Below are 6,923 nucleotides of genomic sequence, written 5' to 3'. Positions count from 1 at the left end.
GCCGGTTTCCCGGCGCCGGAGGCTGCGATGGCTGCAACGGAGCGGATCACGATGACGATGCGCGAGCTGGATCGACTCAAGGTCATTCAGGACGTAGCCGACGGCAAGCTCAAACCAGATTGACGACACGACAGATGCGCCGGTTGGTCGCCCGGTTACGGGCGCGGTCCAGCCAGTTTTGTTCAACAGAATGCGCGGACGTAGAAGATCGAGCGCCTAGAAGTTTCGCGCCACGCCAACCATGAACATGTCCTGGTCCTTGTCGTTGCCGGTTGCGACACGATTGAAGCGCAGGCTCGCCGCCCAATCGTTCGTCACCTGATAGGCCACTTGCGCGCTGAGCAACGCATTGAGTCGCGTCCTGCCCGAGCCGTCGTTCCGATCCCGCGAGAGATACGGACCGACGCCCGCCGACAGCGTCCATTTGCTCTTGATCGGCGCGACGTACCAGAATTGCGCGGCCACGCCGCGTCGGCCGGCCACGCCATTGTTGCCTTCGTAGACGAAGCTCGCCGAATAGGCCCACGCATTGCCGAGCGGCCGCTTGACTTCGACCATGTATCCCCTTTCGATCGGCACTTGAGGACGGTTCGTCTGCGACGTCCCGGCCCAAACGCCGATCTGCGTCTTGCCGTCCGAAAACGCAGGGCCAGGATCGCCGCCGAAATCCGAGCCGACGCCGAAGAGCACCGCGTCGGAATTGAATCCGCCGATCATCTGGACGTGGTTGTACTGCACCTTGAGAAAGAAGCGCTTGGGAACGACGTAATACCGCACCGCTGCCGACGCGCGCACGCCCCAGCGCTTGTCATTGCGTGGCTGGCCGTCGACATGGGTCGTGTCCATGCTGAAGTACGGGCCCGCCGAAAATTCGAGCGCCAGGCGACTGCCGACCGGCCAACGAAACGAACCCAGGGCGGCAAAACCGTCACGATGGTGATTCAACGGATGCCCTTCGTTCATGTACGCGAGGTAGACCGACAGGTAATCGTTCAAGACGTCACCGAAGCCGACTTCGTACGCACGCCAATGCATATCGCCACCCTCGGTCGCTCGTCCGTCGCCATACACCGCATAGGCGTTGAGCGTTCTCTCCGATTTCAGCCCGCTCGGCGAACTACTCGACGGTCCATCCTCGGCGTGCGCGTGTACCGGGCACGTCAGCATTGTCAGGCCGGCGATCGAGCTTGTGAGGACGAAGCGCGAACAGATGTAACGGCACTCTCCCATTTGGCCCCCTCACCTTGGTAAGCGCGTTTTCCGGGAAAAGTTGCTAACGATTATAGGCGGCGGACAGCAGGCGTCGAACACGCGTTTACGGCAATTCCCCTGCCCTGATGGCGAGCATGTTCGGTATCAGGGCATAAGAGTGCGTCGGGTCGGGCGCGTTTCAATGGACGCCAGTTTGGATTTCCAATGAACCTATTATGATAAGAAAAATTATCCGAATAGCGGTATCGTTTGATCGAACTGCATGTTCCGAGGCAGAAGGTTCAGGCCATCAAATCACCAGAAAATCGGCTCCCTCGGTGAGATCGCGCCATGCTTCGATCTTCGCGCGGCGCGGCGCGGCGCGGCGCGTCGAGGCGCCTGGACGCAACGTCGGGCTCCGCTTGGCCGAACAGCGGACGCAACGACGGCGTATCCGGCTCCAGCGCGGCGAGCACCGCGCCAAGCATCTGAACCCCCATCGGCGAGACGGCATCGTCGGGCCAGCGACAACGGGATTAATCAGGTCGGGATCGTCTGAAAGCCCTGCCCTGCAAGGCACGACACGATCCAGATACATTGAAATACAAAATATCGTATGCGATTTAATCGAATACGCTTGACTCAGGTGGTCGTGAGGCGGAAACTGCGTCGCATGCGATCGAATCGCATCTGAAACAAACCTCAACCGACGGAGTAAATGATGAGCAAGATCGACAAAGTGCTGTACACGGGCAAGACGCATACGACTTCCGGCGGCCGCGACGGCGCCGCGCGCAGTTCCGATGGCCGCCTCGACATCCAGTTGTCGTCGCCGGGAAGCGCGGGCACCGGCACCAACCCGGAACAGCTGTTCGCGGCCGGCTGGTCGGCCTGCTTCATCGGCGCGATGCAGCTTGCGGCGCGTGCCGCGAAGGTGACGCTGCCGGCCGATCTCGCGGTCGACGCCGAAGTGGACCTCGGCACGGCGGGCAACGCGTACTTCCTGCAAGCCCGGCTGTACGTGAGCGTGCCGGAGCTCGAGCGCGACGTCGCGCAACGCATCGTCGACGCCGCGCACCAGACTTGCCCGTATTCGAAGGCGACGCGCGGCAACATCGACGTCGAGATCCGGATCGCCTGAACGTTGCACCGGGCGGCTGAGCGCCCCCGCTCGAATTCCCGATTCCTTTTCCATCGAGGTGAAACATGAAAACCCAATTGATCGCTGCCCTGTTCGTCGCTGTTTCGGCTGCCGTTGCCGCTCCCGCGTTTGCCAATGAAGCCACCGTGACGCGTGCGCAGGTGCGCGCCGAACTCGCGCAGCTTCAACACGTCGGCTATCCGCTGAACCGCGCGACGGACGCTACCTACCCCAACGATCTGCAGGCCGCGTTGACGCAGATCCACGCCGACGACGCCGTCGCGGCCAACGCACCGGCTTCCGGCTACGGCGGCAACGGCGACACCGCGACGCAATCCGGCCGCCGGTATGTCGCAAGCGTGGTCGAGCGCTCGGTGTACTTCGGTCACTGAGCACCACGCCCGGTACGTGAACCCTGATCCCCGTTTATTCCTGATCCTATTTTGTCGAGGTGAATGATGAAGACCCAACTGATTGCCGCCCTTCTCATTGCCGTGTCGGCCTCCGTCGCCGCACCGGTTTTTGCCGGCGAAAGCACCGTCACACGTGCGCAGGTGCGTGCGGAACTGGCCGCGTTGCAGCAAGCCGGCTACCAGCCGAACCGCCCCAACGATCCGAACTATCCGGCCAATATCCAGGCGGCGCTGAAACGGATTCGCGACGACGGCGCCGTCGCGGCCGATACGCAGGCAGCCGATTACGGCAGCGATGCCGGCGGTGCCGCGCAGTCCGGCAGCCGAAACACGCTGCGCACCGCCGAGCGCTCGATTTATTTCGGGCATTGAGCGCGGCACGGCGAATTCGGCCGCTGAGGTCCGCCATATAAAGCGCATACGATGTAATCGCGTGCGCTTTTCTATTGGTGTTGCCCGGGTCTGCGTTCGCGGTGCTATCCGCCCGCCCCCATCCGGGATTATTCTGTGCGGCACCCACCTTCCACCAAGGAGCCGCCGATGCCGGACGCCATGACCGGAAACGCGACAACCGATGCGCACGTGCTCGACCGGGTCGTCTGGAATGCGCTCACGGGCAGGCAGCGCCGCTTTGCGCTCGGCGATGGTCGTGCGCTGCGGTTCCCGACGGCCATCGCGCCATTTGCCGCGATCGACGACACGAGCCCGGCGTCGTTCGACGCGCTGTGCGGGCTGATCGCCGCACATGGCCCGGCGGCGCTCGTCACGCCGGACGAGATCGAGCCGCCGGCAGCTTTGTCGGTGATTCGGCGAGCGACGTTGCTTCAAATGACCTGGCAAGGTGCGTTCGATCCGACGCACGAAACGGAGCCTGTTCCGCTCGGCGAAGCCGACGTGCCTGACATGCTCGCGCTGACCGCCGCCGCGCAGCCGGGCCCGTTCGGCCCGCGCACGTTCGAGCTTGGCCACTACATCGGCGTGCGCAGTGAAGGCCGGCTGGCCGCGATGGCCGGCCAGCGGATGCAGGTCGACGGCTATACCGAGATCAGCGCCGTCTGCGTGGATGCCGCGTTTCGCCGGCAAGGGCTTGCCGCGCGGCTGATCCGGTCGTTGATCGCGACGATCGGCGCGCGTGCGGAAACGCCGTTCCTGCACGTCCTCACGACGAACCGGGTGGCGATCGAACGTTATCTCGCACTCGGTTTCGTGGTCCGTCGCGAGATGCACCTGCTGGTGCTGGGCGATGCGCACGCATGACAATGCGGCCGGCGCGATTTCCGCGTCGGCCGCTTGTCGTGCCTGAGTGCTTTCAGGCTTCGGTCGACCGGATCAGGTTGCCGCGCAGCGTGACGATCGCCTTCTGTACCTTGGCGAACTCGTCCGGTTTCAGCCCGGTGGCTTCGACCAGGTTCATGTCGAGCCCCTTCTCGCGCACGCGTCGGCCGCTTTTCGTCAGGCTGACGAGCACCTGGCGTTCGTCGGACGGATCGCGGTGCCGCTCCAGGTAGCCCATTGCCTCGAGCTTCTTCAGGATCGGCGTCAGCGTATTGGATTCGAGAAACAGCTTCTCGCCGAGCTGGCCGACGGTCTGGTTGTCCTGCTCCCACAGCGCAATGATCGTGATGTACTGCGTATACGTGAGGCCGAGCTCGTCGAGGATCGGCTTGTATGCCTTGCCGAACGCGAGGTTCGCCGAGTAGATCGCAAAGCACAGGAACTCGGACAGCTTCGGTGCGACGTGCGACGGGGTTTCGGTCGGTTTCATGGACTTCCTCCAGCGACGCGAACGGTCGCAGACAACCGCATTATATATCGCATGCGATCTTATCGGAAGCATGATAATCGGTGTCGATCGGCTGACGCGCGCCGTGCTCGTTCAGCCCGGCTTGCGGCGCTTGCCAGTTGGCTGACGGCTGATCGACAGCAACGTGCACTGCACCGGATGCGCGATTTCGGTCGCGAGCCCGCCGGCGGCAAACAGCAGGATCATCAGCCAGCGCTTCATGCGTCCTCCACGACCGAAAGGCTCGCGCCATCGAGGACCGTCGCGTCGAGCGCGGTCGGATCGACGCCGTCGAGGCAACCCAGATTGACGCGCCAGCATGCCGGTTCCTTGCGGGTCTGGTGGAACGGATAGACGCCGCACCGGCTGCAGAAATAGTGGCGTGCGGTGTGGGTGTTGAAGCGATAGCACGTCAGCGCGTCCTCGCCTTCGACGATCGTCAGGTTGGCGGCGGCGAACATCGGGCTCATCAGCGCGCCGCGCCGGCGGCACAGGCTGCAGTTGCAGCGGACGGCCGGTGCAATGGCCGCGATGACTTCGAATTTGACGGCCCCGCAATGGCAGGACCCTTTGAACCAGGTGGCAGACATGACGGGCTCCGAAAGAGGTCATGCCTGCTTTATAGCGAACCCGCGCGCGGGCGTTGTATCGCACTGTATCCGCGCTCGGCGCAGATACAGGACATTGCACATCCGCGGCGCGCGCGATCTGCAGGCGACGGTTGCGTCGGCGCCCACACAGCAGGGGTCATGGTTTTCCCGCCCCGCGGGATGGCGCGGATGCGCATCGTTTTCGATACGCCCCTCCGCCACGCAGGCTGCACCGGCCTGTCGGGCGACTACGCGCTGCCGCGCGGCCTCTACCCTTTCTGCCCAGGAAAGGACGCTTGAAACATCCGCAATTATCACGTGCCGCCGATTTGCCCACCATGTATCGGACGATCGGCGCAGCCCGCACGGGCGGCGCTTGCACGCGCCCGGCGATGCCTGCCGTCGCGTCGCGTGGCCGGCGCGTTACACCGGTCGCGAACGCCAGGCCCAGCGCCACGGCATATCGATAATCAGGAGACACGATGAACAGCCAATCCCTCGACCTAGGCGGCCATGCCGGCGGCCCTGAATCCGCCCGGCCGCCGGCCGCTTCAGCAGGCACCGGCGCCGATGCGGCAGCCCTTCCCGGCCGCCGCGTCACGCTCGGCGATTTCATGGACGATCTGCCGGTCGGCGCATTGCATCGATTCGTCGTCTGGGTGATCGGCGTCGGGCTGTTCTTCGACATGTACGAGATTTTTCTCGTCAGTACGATCGGCTCCGCGTTGCAGCACGAATACGGGCTGAGCCGGCAAAGCGCCGATTTCAAGCTATTGCTGGCGTCGGCGTTCATCGGCATGTTCGTCGGCGCGATGTGCCTCGGCAGCCTGGCCGACCGCATCGGCCGGCGCAAGGCGTTCCTGCTCACGCTCGGGTGGTACAGCGCGTTCTCGCTGGTCGGTGCGTTTTCCGTGAACGCCGACATGCTCGTGGCATGCCGGTTCCTGACGGGCATCGGCGTCGGCGCGATCTATCCGGTCGCCGACAGCTTCCTGTCCGAAATCCTGCCGAAGGACAAGCGCGGGCGGCTCGCCGCGTGGGCCTACACGACTTCGTATGTCGCGGTGCCGCTCGTCGGCTTTCTCGCGCTGTGGCTGAATCCGTTGCAGGTGGCGGGCGTCGCCGGCTGGCGCATCATCCTCGCGATCGGCAGTCTCGGCGCCGTGTACGTGCTGCTCGTCCAGCACCGGCTGCCGGAAAGCCCGCGCTGGCTGCTCGCGCAAGGCCGCACGGCCGATGCGCACGCGGCGCTGCGGCGATTCGCGGAAAGCGCCGGCGTGCGTGTGCCCGAACACTTCGCGGAACCGGTCGAGCCGCAGCGGCCGCTGGGGCTCGGCGAGCGCATCGCGCTGCTGCGCCGCCAACCGTACGGCGCGCGCTACGTGATGCTGGCGATCTTTCACCTGTTGCAGGGCTTCGGCTACTACGGGTTCGGCACGCTGGCCGGCACGGTCGTGAAAAGCCGCGGCTTCGACGTGACGGACAGTACGCTGTTCATTGCGCTGTCGTTCATCGGCTATCCGATCGGCTCGCTGCTGTCGATTCCGCTGCTCAACTGGATCGAGCGCCGCACGCTCGTGATCGTGTCGATCCTGTCGATCGCGGTGTTCGGGCTGTGCTTCGCGTATTCGGGCAATACGATGCTGATCGTCGGCTTCGGGTTCCTGACGACCTGTGCGTCGAACGTGTTCAGCAACGCGTATCACGTGTATCAGGCCGAGATTTTCCCGGCGCGCGTGCGCTCGACGGCGATCGGCAGTACCTATGCGCTGTCGCGGATCGTGAGCGGCGCGCTGCCGTTCGTG

General features: G+C 64.3%; 9 protein-coding genes and 1 pseudogene. 6 read left to right on the top strand and 4 right to left on the bottom strand.

Going from position 1 to position 6,923, the window contains the following annotated elements; all coding sequences use genetic code 11:
* Positions 1–27: 27 nt before the first annotated feature.
* Positions 28–176, top strand: a pseudogene (locus tag JMF90_RS40780) (ISNCY family transposase); the annotation flags it as partial.
* Between the two features lie 40 nt (positions 177–216).
* On the opposite strand, the gene JMF90_RS17315 reads toward JMF90_RS40780, so the two are convergent.
* Entirely contained in the window at positions 217–1,230 is a 1,014-nt protein-coding gene (locus JMF90_RS17315; protein WP_011545435.1) for a hypothetical protein, read from the bottom strand.
* Between the two features lie 682 nt (positions 1,231–1,912).
* Between JMF90_RS17315 and JMF90_RS17310 the strand changes: the two genes are divergently transcribed.
* The 4 genes from JMF90_RS17310 (at position 1,913) to JMF90_RS17295 (ending at position 4,002) form a co-directional block, all read left to right on the top strand.
* Positions 1,913–2,332, top strand: a complete 420-nt coding sequence (locus JMF90_RS17310) for an organic hydroperoxide resistance protein (protein WP_201316944.1) — start codon at positions 1,913–1,915, stop codon at positions 2,330–2,332.
* A 65-nt stretch (positions 2,333–2,397) separates the two neighbouring features.
* Positions 2,398–2,724 (top strand): DUF4148 domain-containing protein, encoded by a 327-nt coding sequence (locus JMF90_RS17305; RefSeq protein ID WP_011694289.1) that lies wholly within the window; start codon positions 2,398–2,400, stop codon positions 2,722–2,724.
* Between the two features lie 63 nt (positions 2,725–2,787).
* A complete protein-coding gene (locus JMF90_RS17300) occupies positions 2,788–3,117 on the top strand; it encodes a DUF4148 domain-containing protein (RefSeq protein WP_011545431.1) in 330 nt (109 codons plus the stop codon).
* A 168-nt stretch (positions 3,118–3,285) separates the two neighbouring features.
* Entirely contained in the window at positions 3,286–4,002 is a 717-nt protein-coding gene (locus JMF90_RS17295; protein ID WP_069232664.1) for a GNAT family N-acetyltransferase, read from the top strand.
* A 52-nt stretch (positions 4,003–4,054) separates the two neighbouring features.
* On the opposite strand, the gene JMF90_RS17290 is transcribed toward JMF90_RS17295, so the two are convergent.
* The 3 genes from JMF90_RS17290 to JMF90_RS17285 all read right to left on the bottom strand — a co-directional run bounded on the left by JMF90_RS17290 (position 4,055) and on the right by JMF90_RS17285 (position 5,118).
* Positions 4,055–4,510 (bottom strand): MarR family winged helix-turn-helix transcriptional regulator, encoded by a 456-nt coding sequence (locus JMF90_RS17290; RefSeq protein ID WP_201316943.1) that lies wholly within the window; start codon positions 4,508–4,510, stop codon positions 4,055–4,057.
* Between the two features lie 111 nt (positions 4,511–4,621).
* A complete protein-coding gene (locus tag JMF90_RS40615; protein ID WP_256858198.1) occupies positions 4,622–4,750 on the bottom strand; it encodes a hypothetical protein in 129 nt (42 codons plus the stop codon).
* Entirely contained in the window at positions 4,747–5,118 is a 372-nt protein-coding gene (locus JMF90_RS17285; protein WP_201316942.1) for a GFA family protein, read from the bottom strand. The genes JMF90_RS40615 and JMF90_RS17285 overlap by 4 nt, the downstream gene beginning before the upstream one ends.
* Positions 5,119–5,600: 482 nt before the next feature.
* Between JMF90_RS17285 and JMF90_RS17280 the strand changes: the two genes are divergently transcribed.
* The coding region (locus JMF90_RS17280; protein WP_201325257.1) for an MFS transporter at positions 5,601–6,923 on the top strand (1,323 nt) is incomplete at its 3' end.

Origin of the sequence: Burkholderia sp. E168m23 (assembly GCF_016586125.1) — a bacterium.
Taxonomy (GTDB): Bacteria; Pseudomonadota; Gammaproteobacteria; order Burkholderiales; family Burkholderiaceae; genus Burkholderia; species Burkholderia orbicola.
This window is presented reverse-complemented; position numbering and strand designations above follow the sequence as displayed.